The sequence below is a fragment of the Pseudomonas lyxosi genome, from assembly GCF_047758685.1.
In the GTDB taxonomy this organism is placed as follows: Bacteria; Pseudomonadota; Gammaproteobacteria; order Pseudomonadales; family Pseudomonadaceae; genus Aquipseudomonas; species Aquipseudomonas lyxosi.
This window is the reverse complement of record NZ_CP180481.1, coordinates 3,192,614-3,210,237: the sequence shown is the minus strand read 5'-3', so window position 1 is coordinate 3,210,237 and position 17,624 is coordinate 3,192,614. Positions and strand designations below refer to the sequence as shown.

General features: G+C 58.9%; 16 protein-coding genes. 3 read left to right on the top strand and 13 right to left on the bottom strand.

What is annotated here, in order from left to right; all coding sequences use genetic code 11:
* Positions 1–277 precede the first annotated feature (277 nt).
* Positions 278–436, top strand: coding sequence for a DUF3309 family protein (locus ACMXYI_RS14810; protein WP_172901242.1), 159 nt, complete (start codon positions 278–280; stop codon positions 434–436).
* Between the two features lie 62 nt (positions 437–498).
* On the opposite strand, the gene ACMXYI_RS14805 is transcribed toward ACMXYI_RS14810, so the two are convergent.
* The 10 genes from ACMXYI_RS14805 to ACMXYI_RS14760 form a co-directional block, all read right to left on the bottom strand.
* Positions 499–2,592, bottom strand: a complete 2,094-nt coding sequence (locus ACMXYI_RS14805; protein WP_415773740.1) for an LTA synthase family protein — start codon at positions 2,590–2,592, stop codon at positions 499–501.
* 1,089 nt (positions 2,593–3,681) lie between these two features.
* Positions 3,682–4,287, bottom strand: a complete 606-nt coding sequence (locus ACMXYI_RS14800; protein WP_415773739.1) for an START domain-containing protein — start codon at positions 4,285–4,287, stop codon at positions 3,682–3,684.
* A 41-nt stretch (positions 4,288–4,328) separates the two neighbouring features.
* Positions 4,329–4,583, bottom strand: a complete 255-nt coding sequence (locus ACMXYI_RS14795) for a YkgJ family cysteine cluster protein (RefSeq protein ID WP_056745406.1) — start codon at positions 4,581–4,583, stop codon at positions 4,329–4,331.
* A 163-nt stretch (positions 4,584–4,746) separates the two neighbouring features.
* Positions 4,747–5,214 carry a translation initiation factor 2 gene (locus tag ACMXYI_RS14790; protein WP_415773738.1) on the bottom strand — a complete coding sequence of 156 codons (468 nt, stop codon included), beginning with the start codon at positions 5,212–5,214 and terminating at the stop codon, positions 4,747–4,749.
* 88 nt (positions 5,215–5,302) lie between these two features.
* Positions 5,303–6,742 (bottom strand): PLP-dependent aminotransferase family protein, encoded by a 1,440-nt coding sequence (locus tag ACMXYI_RS14785; protein ID WP_008146981.1) that lies wholly within the window; start codon positions 6,740–6,742, stop codon positions 5,303–5,305.
* A gap of 276 nt (positions 6,743–7,018) precedes the next feature.
* Positions 7,019–7,831, bottom strand: coding sequence for an OmpA family protein (locus ACMXYI_RS14780; RefSeq protein ID WP_415773737.1), 813 nt, complete (start codon positions 7,829–7,831; stop codon positions 7,019–7,021).
* Positions 7,828–8,184, bottom strand: a complete 357-nt coding sequence (locus ACMXYI_RS14775) for a DUF4398 domain-containing protein (RefSeq protein ID WP_008147008.1) — start codon at positions 8,182–8,184, stop codon at positions 7,828–7,830. Before ACMXYI_RS14775 ends, ACMXYI_RS14780 begins: the two co-directional genes overlap by 4 nt.
* A 9-nt stretch (positions 8,185–8,193) precedes the next feature.
* Positions 8,194–9,030, bottom strand: a complete 837-nt coding sequence (locus ACMXYI_RS14770) for a substrate-binding periplasmic protein (RefSeq protein WP_415773736.1) — start codon at positions 9,028–9,030, stop codon at positions 8,194–8,196.
* 199 nt (positions 9,031–9,229) lie between these two features.
* Positions 9,230–10,159 carry an electron transfer flavoprotein subunit alpha/FixB family protein gene (locus ACMXYI_RS14765; RefSeq protein ID WP_415773734.1) on the bottom strand — a complete coding sequence of 310 codons (930 nt, stop codon included), beginning with the start codon at positions 10,157–10,159 and terminating at the stop codon, positions 9,230–9,232.
* 15 nt (positions 10,160–10,174) lie between these two features.
* Positions 10,175–10,924 (bottom strand): electron transfer flavoprotein subunit beta/FixA family protein, encoded by a 750-nt coding sequence (locus ACMXYI_RS14760; protein WP_283188805.1) that lies wholly within the window; start codon positions 10,922–10,924, stop codon positions 10,175–10,177.
* Positions 10,925–11,473: 549 nt separating this feature from the next.
* Between ACMXYI_RS14760 and ACMXYI_RS14755 the strand changes: the two genes are divergently transcribed.
* A complete protein-coding gene (locus ACMXYI_RS14755) occupies positions 11,474–13,138 on the top strand; it encodes an electron transfer flavoprotein-ubiquinone oxidoreductase (protein WP_415773733.1) in 1,665 nt (554 codons plus the stop codon).
* A 60-nt stretch (positions 13,139–13,198) separates the two neighbouring features.
* On the opposite strand, the gene ACMXYI_RS14750 is transcribed toward ACMXYI_RS14755, so the two are convergent.
* A complete protein-coding gene (locus ACMXYI_RS14750; RefSeq protein ID WP_415773732.1) occupies positions 13,199–14,089 on the bottom strand; it encodes an AraC family transcriptional regulator in 891 nt (296 codons plus the stop codon).
* 190 nt (positions 14,090–14,279) lie between these two features.
* Here ACMXYI_RS14750 and ACMXYI_RS14745 point away from each other — a divergent pair, with 190 nt between their 5' ends.
* The gene (locus tag ACMXYI_RS14745) at positions 14,280–15,332 is read left to right on the top strand and encodes an NAD(P)-dependent alcohol dehydrogenase (protein ID WP_415773731.1); all 1,053 of its coding nucleotides are present in this window, start codon (positions 14,280–14,282) and stop codon (positions 15,330–15,332) included.
* Here the strand turns inward: ACMXYI_RS14745 and ACMXYI_RS14740 are convergent, their stop codons facing one another.
* Complete coding sequence (locus ACMXYI_RS14740) at positions 15,333–16,136, bottom strand: IclR family transcriptional regulator (protein WP_008152270.1); 804 nt, start codon at positions 16,134–16,136, stop codon at positions 15,333–15,335.
* Positions 16,137–16,196: 60 nt separating this feature from the next.
* On the bottom strand, positions 16,197–17,507 hold the full coding sequence (locus ACMXYI_RS14735) for an MFS transporter (RefSeq protein WP_123364820.1): 1,311 nt from the start codon (positions 17,505–17,507) through the stop codon (positions 16,197–16,199).
* Between the last annotated feature and the right edge of the window lie 117 nt (positions 17,508–17,624).

Genomic DNA, 17,624 nt, shown 5'->3' with positions numbered 1-17,624 from the left:
AAACAGCCTTGTTGTTCCGGGGAAGATGCATCGAGTGTAGCGAAGGACAATGCCCGACCCACGCTCCATCAGATTGCTGAATGGCCCGAGCAAACCGTGGCAGCGCCTGAACCAACTAGACTCATTAAAAACGAAATAAGCCTTTCTTCGAAAAACATTAAAAAAACTTGGAATTTTCTTTCGTAGGCGACAGTCGGATTTTGTAAGCAGCCTGGTTTTATAGCATCTAGGCTGACAGTTAAACGCCAGGTAATTCCAGAACACTTCCAACAAGGAAATAGACATGGGCACAATTCTTATCGTAATCCTGATCCTCTTGCTGATTGGTGGTCTGCCAGTGTTCCCGCACTCCAGAAGTTGGGGTTATGGCCCGTCGGGTATCATCGGCGTCGTGTTGGTGGTGCTGTTGATCCTGCTGTTGCTCGGCAAGATATAAAGACTTAACAGGCAAAAAAAAAGAGGCCCTTTTCAAGGGCCTCTTTTTTATTGCGTCAAGACTTAGTCCGGCTTGCCGTCAACCACACCGGCGGTGTTGTCGATCAGGCTCTTGGTCGCCGTCTGCAGGAACGCTTCGAGCTTGAGCTTCAGCTCAGCGGTACGTGGTGCATCCGGAACGATCTCGGCGTGAGGTGTCGCGCCCAGTTCGTACTGGTACATCTTCGGCGCCATTTCCTTTTCCTTCGGCAGCACCAGAATCTGATCAGCCGTGATGATGGCGGTGGTCTGCTCGCTACCCGACGGCTTGATCACGCCGAAACCGGTGTCGCCTTCAGGCAGGTTGAGCAAATCGCGGCCCCAGCACTGATGACGCACTTCGCCACCAATACGGCCCATGATGGTCGGCACGATGTCGATCTGCGTGCCCACGGTATGGTCACGCTGGCCGAACTTTTCCTGGATACCCGGTGCGATCATCAGCATCGGCACGTTGAAGCGGCCCAGGTCCATTTCGGTGATCTGGCGCTCGTTGCCAAATCCGTGGTCGCCGACGATCACAAACAGGGTTTCCTTGAAATACGGCTCCTTGCGGGCCTTTTCAAAGAACTGGCCCAGCGCCCAGTCCGCATAGCGCATGGCGGTCAAATGCTCGTTCAGGCTACCGCGATCGGTCACGCGCTCAACCGGCAATGGTGTCGGCAAGGCGTATGGCGTGTGGTTGGACAGGGTTTGCAGCAACGCATAGAACGGCTTGCCGTTTTCCCGCGCCTTGAGCTCTACCAGACCACGGTCGAACATGTCCTGGTCGGACACGCCCCAGGTCGGATCGGAGAACACCGGATTCACGAAGTCGTTACGACCAATGAAGTTGGTCATGCCCTGGTTGCTGAAGAAGCCCGACTGGTTATCCCAGGCGAAGTCGCCGTTGTAGACGTACACGTCGTCATAGTCACGGGCACTGAGCAATTGCGGCAGGCCGGACAACTTGTGGCTGCCTTCCGGCGTCTGCATCAGGTATTCGAAACCCGGCAGGTTCGGGAAGCACGCCATGGTGGCGAACATACCCTGGTGGGTATGGGTGCCATTGGAGAAGAAGCGGTCGAACATCAGGCCTTCCTTCGACAGTTTGTCGAGGTACGGCGTGATGTTGCCCGGTGCGCCCAAGGCGCCCACCGAGTGGCCGGCCATGCTTTCCATCAGGATCACGACAACGTTCTTGATCGGCAGGGTCTTGTCGGCCGGCGGCGTGTAATCGCGACGTACGGCTGCGGTTCCGGCATCCACCAGTTTGTCGTCCGCCATCACCAGCATGTCACGCACGATTTTCTGCGCTTCAGGCTGTGGCAACGTGGCCTTCCAGACGTTGTCGCGATCTTCAGATATGCGGCTCTTGGCCGCGGCGACCAGCGACAAGGTGCCGTTGAGGCCCAACTGGTTGGCGAAGTTCGAGTTGGTGGTGTAAACGTCACCCCAGCGCAATGGCGGGCCCTGACGCAGGGTGCCACGAGCGGCGACCACGCAGACCAGCAGGCAGACGACGAACACCGTGATGCGCGCATACCACGGGGCGATCTGGCGCGTGCCAATGCTGCCGCCGCTGAAGGGGCCACGAGGACGGGTGGCGCGGTCGGCGCCCTTGAACGCCAGGGTCAGGATCAACGTGCCCACGGCCCAGGCCAGCAGATAGCGAACCACCGGGAAACCGTACCAGAGCATGCTCATCACGGTTTTCGGGTCTTCCTTTACATATTGGAAGACCAGGCCGTTGAGGCGCTGGTGGAACTCGCGGTAGAAGTCCATCTCCATCAGGCCCAGGAACAGCGCGATGCTCGAGGCAATGGTCAGCCAGAACCGGAAGAATCCGCGTGCGGCCATGGCTCGGGCGCTGAACAGCGCCAGCAGCAATGGAATGCTGAGGTAGACCACCAGGCGCAGGTCGAAACGCAGCCCGTTGGCGAACGCTTCGAGAAAGGTCGAGGCCGGGGTGTCGAGGATCATCTCGCGGTTATAAACCAGCAGCGCAACGCGCAGCAGGCTGAACATGACCATCATGACCAGGGCACACAGCAGCGTGTAGGCCAGATGCGATTTGACGGTCGGTTGCAGCAGGCGACTAGAAGCTCGCTGCTGACTCAGGGCGTCCGGGTTTGCCATGTCGTTTTAGGACCCATTGGAAGTTGAAGTTTCAAAAATACAGCTGCGCCTTGCCCTCTGTTGGCCAGTACTCGGCCCCGGGGCTTGCGCGGTGCGCAAATGTTGCACGATCACTCGCGGCATTGCCATTGATTACTGCCCGCATGTTGGCGCGGGCGAATTGTCTTGGAGGCTTTGTGAAAATTTCGTGCAACGCATATTCGGAAACAAAATAAAGTCCCCCAGCCCTAATGCAGTTAGTTCGGGGGCATATCCGTTTCTTCGGCCATGGCGGCTGGCGGTTTCGCTTTTACAGCGAGTCACTTGGAAAAGCCCCAAGTAACCAAGGGCTCTTGCCCCGCCATTCGGTGCCTCGCCTAGGCTCGGCATGCCCTCACTCCGGCATTGCTCCGGGGGCCCGCCGCCATCGGCCATCCATGGCCGGGGGCGGCTATCGCGGCATCCTTGCCGCGGTGCCCCCTGCGCAACGCCTGCGTTCGGCCTCTGGGAAAGGGGCAGGCAGATCAAGATCAAAAGCCAGAACCAAAGCAAGATCAACAACACTCAGCGCTCACCCACTGATCGTTCCCACGCTCCGCGTGGGAATGCCGCCGGGGACGCTCCGCGTCCCGCTGTCGACGCGAGCCTTGAGTCCTGCTGCGCACTGGTGACGCGGAGCGTCACGGGATGCATTCCCACGCGGAGCGTGGGAACGATCAGGTGTATGCGCAGGCATTGAGGAAACAGGCCGGCCGGTAGGCCGCCTTGCTTTGCTTTTGCGGTGTACGCCCCCTCGAGAGGCCGAGTGGAGGTTCTGCGCAGTGGGCAACCCGGCATGGATGCCGGGTTAGCCGCCCCCGGCCATGGATGGCCGATGGCGGCGGGCCCACGGAGCTGGACCGGAGCGAGGGCATGCCGAGCCTGGGCGAGGCACCGAACGTCAGGGGCAAGAGCCCTTGGTTACTTGGGGCTTTTCCAAGTGACTCGCTGTAAAAGCGAAACCGCCAGTCGCCATGACCGAAGAAACGGATATGCCCCCGATCAAATAAACCGCCCTACCAAATAGAAAACGCCCCGAACAAAGTCAGGGCGTTTTATCAAAAAGAGCGATTACTTCTCGGCGCGCTCTTTCAGGGCTTTCAGGGTATTGAACGGCGCATCGACCACAAACTTGTTGGCCACCATCGGCGGTATGCTACCGCCCGGCTCGGTGTGCACCTGATAGGTCACTTCAATCTGATCGCCCTTGGGCACGAACTTCCAGAAACCGTCGACCTTGGTAACCCGCACAAAGCCTTTTTCTTCAGGAATATACTTCGGCACACCTTCGAGCTTGCGAGTCAGACTGCCGTCAGCACCCTCGATGGTGGTGACATGCAACACGGAGTCACGCTCGGTGACCGGCCAAGGGGTATTGAACTGAGTGTAGGTCCAGCTCTGATCACCTTCGTGTTTGAGCAATTTCTGGGTCTTGCATTCGTGAATCCAGGCGCAGGCCCCTGGCACGTCTTCCTGCAATGCGCGCAGTTTGGCCACGGTGGTCTTCATCAGCGTGACACCACGGTAGGCCTTGTAATCGGAGCCGGCCACCTCGCTCAAGGAGATCTTGATGCCGTCCTGTTCCTTGGCGACTTTCCAGTCTTCGGCCTGAGCGGCCGTGGAAGCCAGCAAAACCGTCAAACCACACAACACAGCCATACGATGCAGCGAACCCATAGTCTTATTCCTTATTGTTGAAGATCCGTTCGTTGAACACATCACGCCGCCGTCATTTGCTCCCACCACCCCAGCAATTTGATCGCTTCGTCACTGCTGCTTCCGCAGACTTCGATGTCGGCTTCAAACGCCGAACATACTGCAGGACGTTCCGGTTTGCCGAAAATGCCGCACAGGTTATCGACAGAGAGTTGTACGCAACGTTCTCCGGCGGGCTTGCCATTGGGCATGCCGGGAATCGGTGAACTGATGGAAGGGGCAATGCAACAGGCGCCACAGCCTTCACGGCATTTCATGACGACGAGCTCCTCGACGGGCGATGTGTTAAAGGACATGGCACAGGGTAACCGCTAAAACGCTTGTTTAAAATTGCCTGGACCCGGGTTTTTTCGCTTAAACGAGCGTGACTGACCAGTCTCCGACAAAGCGTCTGGCCAGCGGGTCACGGACGGGAAGAAATTATCGTTTGAACTCGAATTCCAGGGCTGCGCCTTCAACTTCACGGCGCTCTTCGTTGCGCAGTTGCAACTGCATTTCGTTGCTGATCAGCCTTCCGTTGAGCTGAAACGGACCAGCCTTCTCACCAAACATTTGCGGCAATACCGCATCGTGCCGCGGCAACGCTACCGTACCGATCGGTTTCAACTCCTCGGCCATCTCTTGGGGCAGGCTCAAATCCAGGTCGGCAGAAGGAAGCTTGGTTTTCACGATCTCACTGGCGGATTTGGACTTGGAGGCAATCGGCGGTCGCTTTTTCACCTTGGCTGCTTTCTTTTTGACCGGCGCGGCTTTCCTGGCGGGTGCCGGGTTTTTCGAAGTGGCGCTGGCTGCCGGTTTTTCTTGAACGGAAGCCGCCAATACACCTTCGGCCTGGAAGGTCATCAGCAGGCAGATCGATAGCCAGACAGCGGGAAAAATCGGCTTCATGGACCCAACGGTACAAACGGCAGGAGCCGTATGCTCGCCTGTTGCACGCGACATGACAAGCTCGGGCAGGAATAACCTGCCCGCCCCATCAAAAGCCGCCGACCATCTCCTGACAGAGCTGGGTGGCGAGCATGCCCAGGGTCATCAATGCACGTTCGGCTTCACGGTTCCAAGGGGTCCCGCAGTTCAGTCGAATGCAGTGATTGAACTGCTCGGTGTTACTGAAAATCAGCCCCGGCGCGATGCTGATGCCCTGCTGCAACGCACGAACGTGCAGCTCCTGCGTGTTAACCCGCCCCGGCAGGCTGACCCACAGAATGAAGCCGCCGGTCGGCCGGGTCATTTGCGTGCCTTCCGGGAAGTATTGCTGCACCGCCAGCTGGAAAGCGCTGAGGTTCTTGCGGTACTCCTGACGGATGTAGCGCAAATGCCGGTCGTAGCCGCCGTTCTCCAGGTATGCCGCAATGCCCATTTGCGTGACGCTGCAAGCCGAATGGGTACTGAAGGTCTGCAGACGCTGGATTTCCTGCTGGTACTTGCCGGCAATCATCCAGCCAATCCGCACGCCCGGCGACAGGGTTTTGGAGAAGCTTGAGCAATAGATCACCCGATCCAGTCGATCGTAGGCTTTAAGCGATTTGGTGCGACCCTGCTCAAACATCAGTTCGCCGTAGATATCGTCTTCGACAATCTGGATATCGAAATCCGAGGCCAGGCGCAGCAGTTGCTTTTGCCGCTCTTCGGGCATGGTGCCGCCCAATGGATTGCTCAGACGAGTGGTCAACACCAACGCCTTGATCGACCACTGGTTGGCCGCCAGTTGCAGGGCTTCGAGGCTCATACCGGTGGCCGGATCGCTCGGGATCTCGATGACCTTGAGGCCCAACAGGTCAGCCAGTTGCAGCAAACCGTAATAGGTCGGCGATTCGGCGGCGATCAGGTCGCCCGGGCGGGTCAGCACTCGCAGGGACATCTGCAACGCATCGACGCAGCCGTGGGTAATTACCACTTCCGACGGATCGACCACCACGCCGGCATCGCGCATGCGGATCGCCACTTGTCGGCGCAAAGGTTCGAAACCCGGGCTGAACATGTAGCTGAACGCCCGCGGGCTATGGAAACGGGTGACTTTGGCCAGTTGCTGATGCAGCGCCCGCACCGGCAGATAATCAACGCTCGGTACCGCCGCGCCCAAGGGAAACACACCCTCGCGGCGGGATTCGACCAGGACTTGTTGGATGATGCTGCTGCGAGTGACCAGACCAGGACGCTCGACCCGGGCGATGTCCGGGGTCGGCGCGGTCAGGGCCGGGGTCTGGTGCACGTAATAACCCGACTGCGGCCGGGCGCGGATCAGCCCCTGATCCTCGAGGTTGGCGTAAGCCTGCAACACCGTCGCATGGCTGACGTTGAGCTGCGAGCTCATCTTGCGCACCGAAGGCACGCGCTCCCCCGGTTGATAGACGCCACGGCGGATGTCTTCGGCCAGTTGTTGAGCAATACGTTGGTAGAGCAAGAGATTGGTCATGACGCAGCACTCGATTTCACGGGCATTTTATTCTTGTGTGAAACAATACCGGAACAGTTTAGAAGTGTACGGGGACAGTTGCCACAATAGTCGACCGTACAGTGCAGTGTCAGCAAAAACTGTACTGTTTTGTGCGTTGATTAGCAGGCGTAAAAAAACCCGGCGCTGACGGGCAGGCCGGGTTGTAGGAGCTGTCGAGTGAAACGAGGCTGCGATCTTTCCTGGCCCACTTGAGTATCAAGAGCAAGATCAAAAGATCGCAGGCTCCGCCAGCTCCTACCGGGCAGCGCCGAGCTGGCCTTTTTCGTCAGAGAACACAATTTCCACCCGACGGTTCTGTGCACGTCCCCGTTCGGAGGCGTTCACGTCGACCGGATATTCATCACCGTAGCCTTCGACCTGAATACGTTTATCGTCGATGCCCAAATCCATCAACACGTCCGCCACCGATTGCGCACGGTCACGGGACAGCTTGAGGTTTTCCTGCTTGCCGCCGGTACTGTCGGCATAACCTTCGATGCGCACCACGCGCTTGGGGTTGAGCTGCAGGAACTGCACGATCTTCAACACCACGCGGTTTGCCGAGTTTTTCAACTCCGCTTCGCCCGTGTCGAATAGCACGTCGCCCAAGGTCATCACCAGGCCTCGGTCGGTCTGGGTGGTCGCCAACGCGACAATCTGTTCTTCGAGCCACTTGCCCTGCTGCTGCACGCTGAGCAGTTTGGATTCGCGCAGGGCCAGCTGCAGGCGCTGACGCTCCAGTTCGAGCTTCGCCGCACGTTCTTCGTTGAGCACCTTATTGGTGTGTTCGCGCGCGATTTCGCTATAGCGCTCACTCAGGTAAGCGTAATGCAGCACGTCCGATCCACTGCCCCAATAGCTGGACAGACGATCGGCACGGGCCAGCGACTCACCGGCGCGAATCACGTCCTTGGGCGCGATTCGCAGCACGTTGGAATCTTCCTTGACCTTCTGGAAGTCAGTACTGGCCTGCTGCAACGCGGCCTCGCTGTGCTGACCGGCACAACCATAGAGGCTGGCGCAGCCTGCCAGGATCAAACCGCCCAGGGCTTTGGTCTTGGGGCTCATTGGGCATCTCCCAGTTGCTTGCGCAGGCGAGTGATGCGGGTATTAAGCACGTTCAACTGCTCCTCGCTCTTGAGGGTCAGAACCCGGGCTTCGGCCAGACGCGCGTCCAGCTCGGCCTGCTCGGCCCGCATGCGCGCGTTCTTGAAGGATTGGTCGTTCATGCTGCCCTTGGCGCGGTTGAACTTATCTTCGGCCAGTTTCATTTCCGGCACGTCGGCGGCGGTGGCGCCCACGGCCTTGGCCTGTTCGAGTGCCTGTTCGGTCAGGCGCATTTGTTCATTCGGCGCCGGATCGGCTGCACAACCCGCCAGAGCCAGAACGGCCAGGGCAGCGAAAAGAGGTCGAATACTCACTAAAAATCCCTACTGTTTTGGGGTACTGACAGGCTGCTGCTGCGGTTGTGAGAGCTGCGCCTTCCAGCGCTCGATATTGCGTTGCAGCACGGCTTCCGTCAGTCCGGACGCGGGCAATTCTGTCATCTTTTTGGCCAGCTGTCCGCGTAACCACGGATCGTTGCAGGCGGAGTTGTGGGAAACCGCGAGGAACAGGCCGGGTTTGTCGATCGGTTGTGGACGGGCGATCAGGTCGTTGGCCAGGTTAAGTGTCTGCGCAGCCGCCATGCCCGAGTAGCGTCCGGCAAGGACAAATTCCACCTCGCCCAGCAGCAATTTCTGAAAGGCCTGGGTCAGGTTAGGCGTACGGGCGAGGGTCAATTGCTGCTCGGCGAACGTGCCAAATACCGGGGTCATACGAGACTTTTCCGACAACGCGCCGGGATGACCGTGAAGATCCTGCGCTTCGTTGTAGACCAGCGTCGAGTCTTTGCGGGTCCAGACCAGGTAATCGTTTTCCAGTAACGGAGGATGAATGTAATCCAGGGATTCCAGTTCACTGACCGTCAATGACGCATCCGCCAGCATGTCCATTCGCCCACTGCGCACTTCGTCCAGAGCCTGAGAGCGTTTGCCGGCGTAAAGCAATTGGACCTTGATCCCCAACTCCCCCGCCACTTGCTGCAACAGATCGGCACTGGCGCCGATCAGGTGCTTGGGGTTTTGCGGGTCTTGCCACAGGTACGGCGGCGCGTCCGGACTGCCGGTGACCACCAGGCGTTCGCACTTGCCCGCGGCGACGGACAGCGCCGGCAACACCGTCAGCCCCAGCAGCAATGACCAGCCGTAAACGCGACGCAGATCCATGGCATTACTCTCCACTCAAACCCGGTTACATCGACTGTAGGAGCTGTCGAGTGAAACGAGGCTGCGATCCTTTCAGGTCCACTCGAATCCCAAGCGAAAGATCAAAAGATCGCAGCCTCGTTTCACTCGACAGCTCCTACAGAAGAACAAAAAAAAGCCCGACCAAAAGGTCGGGCTCTTTATAAGTCAGGCCGCTGGATTAGACCAGCTTCTCGAACTCAGGGATTGCTTCGAACAGGTCTGCCACCAGGCCGTAATCGGCCACCTGGAAGATCGGCGCTTCTTCGTCCTTGTTGATCGCAACGATCACTTTGGAGTCTTTCATGCCGGCCAGGTGCTGGATCGCGCCGGAGATACCGACCGCGATGTACAGCTGTGGAGCAACGATCTTGCCGGTCTGACCGACCTGCATGTCGTTGGGTACGAAACCTGCGTCGACCGCGGCGCGGGAAGCACCGACAGCAGCGCCCAGCTTGTCGGCCAGGGCGTACAGGTGTTTGAAGTTGTCGCCGTTCTGCATGCCGCGGCCGCCGGAAACGACGATCTTGGCAGCGGTCAGTTCCGGACGATCAGACTTGGCCAGTTCTTCACCGACGAAGCTGGAAATACCCGCATCGTGAGCAGCCGCAACGGCTTCAACAGCCGCCGAACCACCTTCAGCAGAAACCGGGTCGAAACCGGTGGCGCGCACGGTGATCACTTTGACCGCAGCGTTCGATTGAACGGTTGCGATGGCGTTACCGGCGTAGATCGGGCGCTTGAAAGTGTCAGCGCTTTCGACCGAGATGATCTCGGAAATCTGGTCAACGTCCAGCTGAGCGGCAACGCGCGGCAGGATGTTTTTGCCGTTGGAAGTGGCGGCAGCCAGGATATGGCTGTAGCCCTTGCCCAACTCGGCTACCAGCGGCGCAACGTTTTCCGGCAGTTGGTGAGTGTAGGCGGCGTTGTCGGCCACCAGCACTTTAGCCACGCCAGCGATTTTCGCAGCGGCTTCAGCCACGGCGCCAGCGCCCTGACCTGCAACCAGAACGTGGATGTCACCACCGATTTTGACGGCGGCAGCCACGGTGTTCAGCGTGGCCGGGGCCAGCACTTTGTTGTCGTGTTCTGCAATAACCAAGATAGTCATTTCTGGCTCCTTAACTCAAAGCACCTTCGCTTCGTTTTTCAGTTTCTCGACCAGTTCAGCCACCGACTTGACCTTGATACCCGCGCTGCGTGCAGCTGGCGCTTCGACTTTCACGGTCTTGTTGGTGGAGGCGGTGGAAACGCCCAAAGCGTCCGGAGTCAGCACTTCGAGAGGCTTCTTCTTGGCTTTCATGATGTTTGGCAGGGACGCGTAGCGCGGCTCGTTCAAACGCAGGTCGGTGGTGACGATGGCCGGCAGTTTCAGGGAAACTGTCTGCGCGCCGCCGTCGACTTCGCGAGTCACGGCAACGGTGTCGCCGCTGATTTCGACTTTGGACGCGAACGTGCCCTGACCGTAGCCGCTCAATGCCGCGAGCATCTGGCCCGTCTGGTTGTTGTCGCTGTCGATGGCTTGTTTGCCAAGGATCACCAGCTGAGGCTGTTCCTTGTCGACAACAGCCTTGAGCAGCTTGGCAACGGCCAGCGAAGTCAGGTCTTCAGCGGATTCGACGAGGATGGCGCGGTCGGCACCCAGAGCCAGCGCGGTGCGCAGTTGCTCTTGAGCGGTGGACGGGCCGATGGAGACGACGACGATTTCAGTCGCAACACCTTTCTCTTTCAGGCGTACGGCTTCTTCCACTGCGATTTCGCAGAACGGGTTCATCGACATCTTGACGTTGGCGAGGTCGACGCCGGAATTGTCCGCCTTGACGCGAACCTTGACGTTGTAATCCACAACGCGTTTGACAGCTACAAGAACCTTCATGGATTCCTCGTTACTCTCCGGTGAAAAGAAAGTCGCCTAGGCGAACCTGGCGGTTTGATGCTCATCGGCGCAAGGGCACCTCTAAAAACGCTGGCAAAGGTGTCAAGTGACAAGCGCTCACGATGAACATGACCGTTCGTCAGTGGTGACTGACGAGTCATTCATAATCGCGGCGTGTAAACTGCGCGCCAGAACCTGCGCTGCGCATCACCTTGTACTGCCATCGCCCTGTCTTTAGAGGTGCTCTTGATACCAACAGTCAGCCTACGGCGAGCGCAAAACCGACCGTATCTTGACCGGAACGCCTATTCCGGTCAATACGGCAAAATGGCCAGTCATAAGCCGCGTGACTTTGATTTCTCTGGCTTTGAGCCGATTCAAACAAACGTTTGTATTGGACGCTAGGAGTGGTGTAGATATAATGCGCCACCTTAGAGAGAAAGGTGGCTCATCGATTGTCCTCTTCCGGCATTGCGCAGGAATTCATGGATGCGACACCAAACCTCCAATTAGAAAAAAAACTGTTGAGCCTTGAGTAGGAGATAACCTGTGGAACGCGAATACATGGAATTCGACGTGGTCATCGTCGGTGCCGGCCCCGCTGGTCTTTCCGCCGCCTGCCGCTTGAAGCAGAAGGCCGCTGAAGCCGGTAAGGAAATCAGCGTCTGCGTGGTCGAAAAAGGCTCCGAAGTCGGTGCTCACATCCTGTCCGGCGCCGTGTTCGAACCACGCGCCCTGAACGAATTGTTCCCTGACTGGAAAGAACTTGGCGCCCCGCTGAACACGCCAGTCACCCGCGATGACATCTTCGTTCTCAAGAACGCTGACAGCGCGCAGAAGATTCCTGACCTCTTTGTGCCCAAGACCATGCACAACGAAGGCAACTACATCATCTCCCTGGGCAACCTGTGCCGCTGGCTGGCCCAGCAGGCCGAGAACCTGGGCGTGGAAATCTACCCAGGCTTCGCCGCTCAGGAAGCGCTGTTCGACGAGAACGGCGTGGTTCGCGGGATCATCACCGGCGATCTGGGCGTTGACCGCGAAGGCCATCCGAAGGAAGGCCTGTACACCCCGGGCATGGAACTCCGTGGCAAGTACACGCTGTTCGCCGAAGGTTGCCGTGGCCACATCGGCAAGCAACTGATCAAGCGCTTCAACCTCGATAGCGACGCCGACGCCCAGCACTACGGCATCGGCCTGAAAGAAATCTGGGAAATCGACCCGGCCAAGCATCAACCAGGTCTGGTGGTCCACACCGCCGGTTGGCCGCTGGACATCATGGGCACCGAGAACACCGGTGGCTCGTTCCTCTATCACCTGGAAAACAACCAGGTCGTAGTCGGACTGATCGTCGACCTGTCCTACAGCAACACTTACCTGTCGCCGTTCGACGAGTTCCAGCGCCTCAAGCATCACCCGGTGCTCAAGCAGTACCTGGAAGGCGGCAAGCGCATCAGCTACGGCGCTCGCGCCATCTGCAAAGGCGGCCTGAACTCGCTGCCGAAAATGGTTTTCAAGGGCGGCGCGCTGATCGGTTGCGACCTCGGCACCCTGAACTTCGCCAAGATCAAAGGCAGCCACACCGCGATGAAGTCCGGCATGCTCGCCGCTGAATCCGTGGCCGAGGCGCTGTTCGCTGAAAAAGACGGCACCGAAGAGCTGACCACTTACGTCGACGCCTTCAAAAAGAGCTGGCTCTACGACGAACTGTTCGCCAGCCGCAACTTCGGCCCGGCGATCCACAAGTTCGGCGCCATTGTTGGCGGTGGTTTCAACTGGCTCGACCAGAACATCTTCGGCGGCAAACTACCGTTCACCCTGCACGACACCAAGCCGGATTACGCTTGCCTGAAACTCGCGGCCGACTGCAAGAAGATCGACTACCCGAAACCGGACGGCAAGATCAGCTTCGACAAACTCAGCTCGGTGTTCATCTCGGGTACCAACCATGAAGAAGAACAGCCGTGCCACCTGAAGCTGACCGACCCGAGCATCCCGATCGCCAAGAACCTGCCGCTCTACGATGAGCCTGCCCAGCGTTACTGCCCGGCCGGTGTGTACGAAGTGGTAACCATGGAAGACGGCGAGAAGCGCTTCCAGATCAACGCCCAGAACTGCGTTCACTGCAAGACCTGCGACATCAAGGACCCTGCACAGAACATCACCTGGGTGGCGCCGGAAGGCTCTGGCGGTCCGACTTACCCGAACATGTAAGTCGAACGGCTGAACATCAAGGCTCCCGAACGGGGGCCTTTTTGTTATCTGCGATTCCTGTCAGGCCGCGCGCTCATCCCCGGGATTACGCTCGAAGTAGCGCTTGTACTCGCGACTGAACTGCGAAGTACTCTGATACCCCACCCGATGCGCCACCTGCGCCACACCCAAACCTTCAGCGAGCAACAACTGCTGGGCCCTGAGCAAACGCAAACGCTTCAAATACTGCACCGGCGACAACAAGGTGCTGCGTTTGAAATGCTCGTGAAACGTCGACGCACTCATGTTCGCGCAACTGGCCAAGGTCTCGACGTTCAAGGGTTCGGTGTAATGCGCATGCAGATGGCTGAGCGACGCCGCGATCCGGGCGAATTGCCCCTGTTGCTCGACCAGCGCCCGCAGCACATCGGCTTGCGGCCCGCGCAAGGCGACGAACAACAACTCACGCAATCGCGCCTGCCCCATGACCTGGCATTCCAGCGGATCGTGCAGGCAACGCAGCAGCCGTTCAACGCAACCACGCATCGCATCGTCGAGCACTGCCGAGGTCATCGACTCGGGTGTCTGCGCAGGAATATTGCGCCCCGGCGCCAGCCCCATGGCCAACACCAACTCACCGAGCAACACCCGATCAATGGCAATCGAAACCCCGAGCATCGGGCCATCGGGTGCTGAAAACGTCTCGCATTCGAACGGCACCGGCAATGCCTGAATCAGATAATGCCCGGCACCGTACTCCAGCGTCCGCGGCCCCAGATACGCCAGTTTGCTGCCTTGGGCGATGATGACCAGACTCGGCTCGTAAATTTGCGGGCCGCGAGCCACATCACAACTGGCCCGCAAAACCTGCACACCCGGCAACGCCGTGAGCGCGAAACCGTCGCGATTAGTCAAAGGCTGAATCAGCGAAACCAGCGTGGCATTGGCATCCAGATGACGGGTCAACAACATGAGAGCTCTTCACAAAAAAGTCGCGGAAACAGGGATGAAAGCATCATCGCAGGTCTGATGGCCAATGCGACCCATTGAAGGCTGATGCCGGAGGATTAGGCATGACACCCGGAGGAATCGCCATGGCCGGTGACAGGTACGGCGCCCAGAATGCCCCACCTCACCTGTCACTGTTTTTGCGAGGTTCATCATGTACACCGCCATCGGATACGCCGCCCAGTCGGCCACCACTCCCCTCGCCCCCATGAAATTCGAGCGTCGCAGCCCACGTGCTGACGACGTTGCGATCGATATTCTCTACTGCGGCGTCTGCCATTCCGACATCCATCAGGCACGCAACGAGTGGGGCATTGCCGTTTACCCGCTGATGCCCGGTCACGAGATCGTAGGCAAAGTTACCGCCATCGGTGCGAATGTCACCCAACATAAAGTCGGCGACCTGGTCGGTGTCGGCTGCATGGTCGATTCGTGCCGCAGCTGCGAAGCCTGCCAATCGAACCTCGAGCAATACTGCCTCGAAGGCCCGACCATGACTTACGCCACCCCGGACCGCGTCGATGGCAGCAACACCATGGGCGGCTATTCCGACAGCATCGTGGTCAGCGAACACTTCGTGGTGCGCATTCCGGAAAAACTCGACCCAGCCAGCGCCGCGCCGATTCTCTGTGCAGGCATCACCACCTACTCGCCGCTCAAGCACTACGGCGTGAAGGCCGGCGACAAGGTCGGGATTCTCGGCATGGGCGGCCTCGGTCACATGGGTATCAAGTTCGCCAAGGCCATGGGCGCTGAAGTCACGCTGTTCACCCGCTCGGCGAGCAAGGCTGAAGAAGGTCGTCGCCAAGGTGCGGACCACGTGATCGTGTCCACCGATGCCGAACAGATGAAGGCCGCGGCAGGGCATTTCGACTTCCTGCTGGACACCATTCCGGTGCAGCACGACCTCAATCCCTACCTCGATACGCTACGTTTCGACGGCGTGCACATTCTGGTGGGCCTGATCGAACCGGTCGATCCACCGGTCCACGCTGGCAAACTGGTGATGAGCCGTCGCGTATTGGCCGGCTCGCTGATCGGCGGCATCGCCGAAACCCAGGAAGTGCTGGATTTCTGCGCCGAGCACAACATTACCTGCGACATTGAAATGCTCGACATCCGCCAAATCAACGAGGCTTACGCCCGCATGATCGCCGGCGATGTGAAGTACCGATTCGTGATCGATATGGCGACGCTGAAAGTCTAATCAGACCTTCGCGCCAAGCTCCGCCGACAGCCGGGCTGTGACCCCTTTGATCAGGGGAATCAGCTCGGCCATTTTCTCCAGCGGCATATACGGCACGGTGCTGGCGATGCTGATGCCGGCAACGATGCGCTTGCTGGCATCACGGATCGGCGCCGCCACACAGCGGATCGACGGTTCGTTATCTTCCAGATCGAACGCATAACCGCCCGCCACATACTCGACCATACGCTGCTGAAACTGCTCCCAGGACTGCTCCGGGTGCTGCGGCCAGAACTGATTTTTCCCACCCGCCGGCAAGCTGACTTCGTACAGCCGCTGCCATTCTTCCTGCGTGTCATCGAGCATCAGCGCCTTGCCGATCCCGGTGCGCGCCAACGGCATGCGATGGCCAACCCGCGAACGCATTTCCGGGCCATTGCGCCCCGGATTCTTGTGCAAGTACAGCACTTCGTCGCCTTCACGAATCGCCAAGTGAATGGTGTCGCCCGTCAACGCCGACAACTCATCCAGATACGGCCCGGCCAATGTGACCAGCGGCAATTCTTCACGTGCCTGGAAGCCCAACTCGATCAACTTCGGCCCCAACAGATAACCGACTTGCGGCACCACGCGCAGATAACGCTCGTCCACCAGGCAACTGGCCAGACGATGGGTGGTGCTGCGCGTGGTGCCGATCAGCCGGGCGATTTCCTTGAGATCGCGAGCGCCACTGGCCACGGCCTGAACCACACCCAATCCACGAAGCAGTGTCTGGGTGCCGGTCGGTGCGGCGTCCTTGGCGATTTTTGGGGCGTCTTCCTGCATATCCAGCCTTTACCGTTGAGCGAGTGAACGGGCGGCATTATGGTCGCCCGCATGCCGCAACTACAACTTGATACGCTCGACCTTGCCGACCAGCAAGATGTAGGAAAGCGCGCCAATCAACGCCAGAACCGAGATATAGGTGATCGCCGGGGCGAACGAATCACCGGTGGCGAGGAAACCGATGACAATCGGCGTGGTAATCGCCGACAGGTTGCCGATGAAGTTGAACACCCCTCCGGTCAACCCGAGCAACCGCGCCGGGGCCAACGTCGAAACCAGCGACCAGGTGATCGAAGCCAGCCCGTTACCGAAGAACGCCAACGCGAGGAAGGCAATCACCAGCGGTGTCGACTCGACGAAGTTCGCGCCGATGATCGAAGTGGAAATCAGCAGGCCGCCAATGATCGGCAACTTGCGGGCGAAACCCACGGTGTAGCCGCGGCGGATCAGCCAGTCGGAAAAGAACCCCGAACAGAGCACACCGACGAAGGCGGCGAGAAACGGCAGCGACGCCAACAGGCCGGACTTGATGAAGTCCATACCACGATATTTCACCAGGTAGGTCGGGAACCACGTCAGAAAAAACCACAACGTCGAATTGAGGCAGAACTGGCCGAGGTAGATACCCCACAACTTGCGTTTGGTCAGGACGATGCCGAGATCGATCCAGCTGAATTTGGCTTTGACCTTGGCTTGTTCAGCCTGGATATCCACCAGCCCGCCACCTTCGCGGATCAGCTCGATTTCGGCGTCATTGGCGCCTTTGAAATCCCGTGGCTCGCGATACACCGCGTACCAGATCACTGCCCAGAGAATGCCCACCGCACCGGTGCTGACAAACACCATGTGCCAGCCATATTGATGCTGAAGCCAAGCCAATACCGGCGTCAGGAACGCCAGACCGACGAACTGCCCGGAAGTGTAGAAACCAATGGCCGTAGCGCGTTCGCGCTCGGGGAACCAGGTGGTGACCACACGGCTGTTGATCGGATACGCCGGTGCTTCCAGCGCACCGACTGCCATGCGCAACACGAACAGTGCGATGAAGCTGGCAGCGAAGCCGAGCATGACGGTGGCGATCGACCATAGCAGCAATGCGACGCTGTAAAGAATCCGCGGCGGGACACGATCCACCAGCCAGCCGCCAGGGATTTGCATCGCAGCGTAGGTCCAGCCGAATGCCGAGAAAATCAGCCCGACGTGGATTGGATCGATGCCCAGTTCGCTGGTGAGTGCCGGGGCGGCGATAGACAGGTTGCTGCGGTCCAGGTAGTTGATCACCACGGTGATAAACAGCAGCACCATGATGAAAAAACGCTTGCGACTGGGCGTCACCAACGACGCCTGCCCGGTGAGGGTTTGCGGTTGCATGGGGAATGCCTCTTCTTATGTTTATTGAGGTCGTGGGTTGTGATCGTTCCCACGCTCCGCGTGGGAATGCAGCCGGGGACGCAGAGCGTCCCAAAAGCGGACGCAGAGCGTCCGGTG

What these genes read in the sequence shown, in the direction of transcription:
- ACMXYI_RS14795 (WP_056745406.1), bottom strand. Translation starts at nt 4,583, where the DNA reads ATGAAATGCCGTGAAGGCTGTGGCGCCTGTTGCATTGCCCCTTCCATC.
- ACMXYI_RS14770 (WP_415773736.1), bottom strand. Translation starts at nt 9,030, where the DNA reads ATGGATCTGCGTCGCGTTTACGGCTGGTCATTGCTGCTGGGGCTGACG.
- ACMXYI_RS14780 (WP_415773737.1), bottom strand. Translation starts at nt 7,831, where the DNA reads ATGAGCCCCAAGACCAAAGCCCTGGGCGGTTTGATCCTGGCAGGCTGC.
- ACMXYI_RS14805 (WP_415773740.1), bottom strand. Translation starts at nt 2,592, where the DNA reads ATGGCAAACCCGGACGCCCTGAGTCAGCAGCGAGCTTCTAGTCGCCTG.
- ACMXYI_RS14800 (WP_415773739.1), bottom strand. Translation starts at nt 4,287, where the DNA reads ATGGGTTCGCTGCATCGTATGGCTGTGTTGTGTGGTTTGACGGTTTTG.
- ACMXYI_RS14765 (WP_415773734.1), bottom strand. Translation starts at nt 10,159, where the DNA reads ATGACTATCTTGGTTATTGCAGAACACGACAACAAAGTGCTGGCCCCG.
- ACMXYI_RS14785 (WP_008146981.1), bottom strand. Translation starts at nt 6,742, where the DNA reads ATGACCAATCTCTTGCTCTACCAACGTATTGCTCAACAACTGGCCGAA.
- ACMXYI_RS14750 (WP_415773732.1), bottom strand. Translation starts at nt 14,089, where the DNA reads ATGTTGTTGACCCGTCATCTGGATGCCAATGCCACGCTGGTTTCGCTG.
- ACMXYI_RS14740 (WP_008152270.1), bottom strand. Translation starts at nt 16,136, where the DNA reads ATGCAGGAAGACGCCCCAAAAATCGCCAAGGACGCCGCACCGACCGGC.
- ACMXYI_RS14790 (WP_415773738.1), bottom strand. Translation starts at nt 5,214, where the DNA reads ATGAAGCCGATTTTTCCCGCTGTCTGGCTATCGATCTGCCTGCTGATG.
- ACMXYI_RS14745 (WP_415773731.1), top strand. Translation starts at nt 14,280, where the DNA reads ATGTACACCGCCATCGGATACGCCGCCCAGTCGGCCACCACTCCCCTC.
- ACMXYI_RS14760 (WP_283188805.1), bottom strand. Translation starts at nt 10,924, where the DNA reads ATGAAGGTTCTTGTAGCTGTCAAACGCGTTGTGGATTACAACGTCAAG.
- ACMXYI_RS14735 (WP_123364820.1), bottom strand. Translation starts at nt 17,507, where the DNA reads ATGCAACCGCAAACCCTCACCGGGCAGGCGTCGTTGGTGACGCCCAGT.